The sequence below is a fragment of the Atribacterota bacterium genome, from assembly GCA_028703475.1.
In the GTDB taxonomy this organism is placed as follows: Bacteria; Atribacterota; Phoenicimicrobiia; order Phoenicimicrobiales; family Stramentimicrobiaceae; genus JAQVMU01.
The window spans coordinates 1-3,119 of sequence record JAQVMU010000119.1 but is presented as its reverse complement, the minus strand read 5'-3'; the positions used below and the strand labels follow the sequence as shown (position 1 = coordinate 3,119).

3 protein-coding genes are annotated in these 3,119 nt (G+C 32.7%); 1 reads left to right on the top strand and 2 read right to left on the bottom strand.

The annotated features are described in order from the left end of the window. Window positions 1–1,255 (top strand): DUF4129 domain-containing protein (locus PHQ99_08340; GenBank protein ID MDD4289579.1); only part of this gene is annotated, 1,255 nt, incomplete at its 5' end. A 2-nt stretch (window positions 1,256–1,257) separates the two neighbouring features. On the opposite strand, the gene PHQ99_08335 is transcribed toward PHQ99_08340, so the two are convergent. After that, on the bottom strand, window positions 1,258–2,043 hold the full coding sequence (locus tag PHQ99_08335; GenBank protein MDD4289578.1) for a fumarylacetoacetate hydrolase family protein: 786 nt from the start codon (window positions 2,041–2,043) through the stop codon (window positions 1,258–1,260). 54 nt (window positions 2,044–2,097) lie between these two features. Beyond that, entirely contained in the window at window positions 2,098–3,009 is a 912-nt protein-coding gene (locus PHQ99_08330; protein ID MDD4289577.1) for a ketopantoate reductase family protein, read from the bottom strand. Window positions 3,010–3,119 lie beyond the last annotated feature (110 nt).

Below are 3,119 nucleotides of genomic sequence, written 5' to 3'. Positions count from 1 at the left end.
GGGAAGAGGAAAGAGAATTTTTGAATATGTTATTATCCATATTTTTTTCTATCTTTTAATTCTGCTTTATACTTTTTATTTCTATGGAAACTGGACAGGGTCTTTTTTAAGTTTTAAGTGGTTAGGATTAATACTGAATAAAGAATATGGTAGTGTTAGCGGCTATGTTTATCTTATAATTATCTTCTGGTTTTCGATTTATTGGAGATATGGTTACAAAGCAGCTCATCGTTCCAATGATTATCTGCAGATTACCTCAGGTTTTGACATGGGAATAGTTGTACTTGTTATCACTTTTATTATTTTGGGTGCTACAAATATGTCATTACCTTATTCAAGTCTTTTAATAATTTATTATTTTCTTTTTAGTATGTTCGCTATTGCAATTGCAAAAAATATAAGCAGTTCAAAAACAAAACACTCCGGCAAGATCAGCAGAATAAGCCTTATTCTAACTTTTATTCTGGTAGTGCTGCTCTTTGGCAGCTGGATTGTATTATTCTTTTTACCTCAAATGACCTCTGCAGCACAAACAGGTTATGAGGTATTAAAAATGGCAGCAAGACCACTTGGCATATTACTATTGAAAATTATTACCTTTATTTTTGGCAAGAAAGCACCTTCTGTTAATACAGACCCGGCATATAGTACTGGCCCAGAAATGGCTGTAATAGAAGAAACAGAGCCCGGATGGCTTTCTCAGCTGTTTAGATTAATACTTTCATGGGGAGCCATAATTGTTTTTAGTATAATAGCAATAATAATTATTGGCCTGTTAATACGTTCTCTCTGGAATTGGTTTTCCGTTAGAACTGAATTAGATAAAGAGAAAAGAGGGTTCTTTGAGGAAATCCTGCTCTGGCTAAAATACCTGTTCTCTCTTGCAAAAAAAATATTAAGCCGGTTGTCTATTATAATAAAAAAAACAATATCCAAAGAGCACAATATTTTTATTCTTTTTAATAAACTTTGTAATTGGGGACAAAATAGCGGCATACCCAAAGTCAATTCCAAAACTCCCAGGGAATATGCCAAAAAAATATCTTATTTTTTCCCGAATAACCAGCAAGATATTGATTTAATAGTAGAATTATTCAATCAGGAAATATTCGGAAACAAAACTATTAATAAAGAACAACTGGAAAAAGCCAAAAAAGCCTGGGCACGAATCTCCAGCCCCTCAAATTGGCTTTTACGGATAAAAGTAAAAATCTATTATGCCAGGAAAATCAGGACTCAGACAGCAACATCCTGATTTTATCCAATAACTTTATTGTTTAATGTCCCAATTCCTTCAATATTAACTTCAAAAGTATCACCGTTCTTTAAAAATACCGGTGGCTTCCGGGCAAAACCTACACCTTCTGGAGTTCCCGTCATAATTACCGTTCCGGGATAAAGGGTGAAATTCTTTGAACAATAACTGACTAATTCTCTGGTATTAAAAATCAAATCTGAGGTATTGGAATCCTGCATAACCTTTCCATTTAATCGGGACATAATCCTGCAATTATCAGGATCAGGAAGTTCTGTCTCTATCCATGGCCCTATAGGACAAAAAGTGTCAAATGATTTTGCTCTAGCCCATTGCTTATCAAATCGAATCTGACAGTCTCTCGCTGAAACATCATTTCCACAGGTATATCCTAAAACATATTTTGGAACATCCTCTATCTCAATATTCTTTGCTTCTTTTCCAATAACAATTACTAATTCAGCTTCATAATCTACTTCATTCGGGGCTAATTCCGGAAGAATTATTTTATCTTCCGGACCAATCAAGCTTGAAGTTGCCTTTAAAAAAATTAGAGGTCTATCCGGATAAGATAATTTGCTTTCATCAGCATGTTTCTTGTAATTCAATCCAATGGCTATAATATTTGGAGGGTTGACCGGTGCAAGTAGTTTTACATCCTCCCGTTTCAAAGACTGTTCGCTCAATTCATACTTTTCGAATATATCACCTGTAACTGGAATAATTGTACTATCATTAATTACTCCATAAGAAATTTTATTATTTTTTTGATATCTGACTATTTTCATAATTCCTCCTGTTTGGGTTAAAAATTAGCCTTACTATTTACAAAATTACACATTTTAATAGGTTTCCTCAATTGTCCTTATCAAATTATAGAGCATACGATTAATAGGGGTAGAAATATTAAGACTGTCACCCATCTGACATAGTTTTCCTGAAAACATTTCAACCTCTGTTTTTCTTTTTGCCTCTACGTCCTGCATCATAGAAGTTTTTCCATCAGGGTCTAACTGCTTTAACATTTCCATAGCCCTGCTTATGTCTTCCTTTGAAAGGTTTATATTTATATTGGTTGACTGGGATATTAAAACAACTTCATTCATGGCTTCTTTGGCTAGTTCCTGTGCATACTGAATTTCTTGTAATGCCCGATAGGGTACTTTTAAAATAGCAGTTGTCTGATTAAATCCGATATTAGTCATATATTTCCACCAAATCTTTTTTAATATATTATCAGAAATTTCATACTTAATTCCTGCCCTGTCAAAAATATTCTTTACTTTATTTATTTTTTCGGTAACCATGCCGTTTTTTTCTCCAAAAACTATAATTCCTTTACTATAGTAATTTACAGCATTGTTGACTTTAGTAGCATCGATTTTATAAATAAACGCTGGGGCAATATTATTCTCACACTTGAAATAATTCGAAATAATTTCTTCACTATCAATACCATTTAATAGAGAAACTATTACTGTTTTTTCTCCGATTAAACCCTCTAACTGTGGAAGGGCATCTTTTAAATGATGGTATTTAACTGCTATAAGCACCAGATCTGCAGACTTTTTATACTCCCTGTTTGTGAAATAAGTAAATTTATAATTCTTATTATTTACACTAAAGCCATCTCGTGAGTACCTTGCTTTTCGATCAGCATCACAAATGATATTAATAGGATAACCTGCATCATAAAATTGTGCAGCAATAGATGCGCCCACTGCTCCCAATCCTAATAATAATACTTCTTTCAATATAATTACTCCTTCCCTGGTATTTTTTTGTCTTGTTTTTTCGAAAGATTCCAAAAACATATATTTGTTATATTAATATATCACATAAATAAAATGAAAGAAAAAATAGA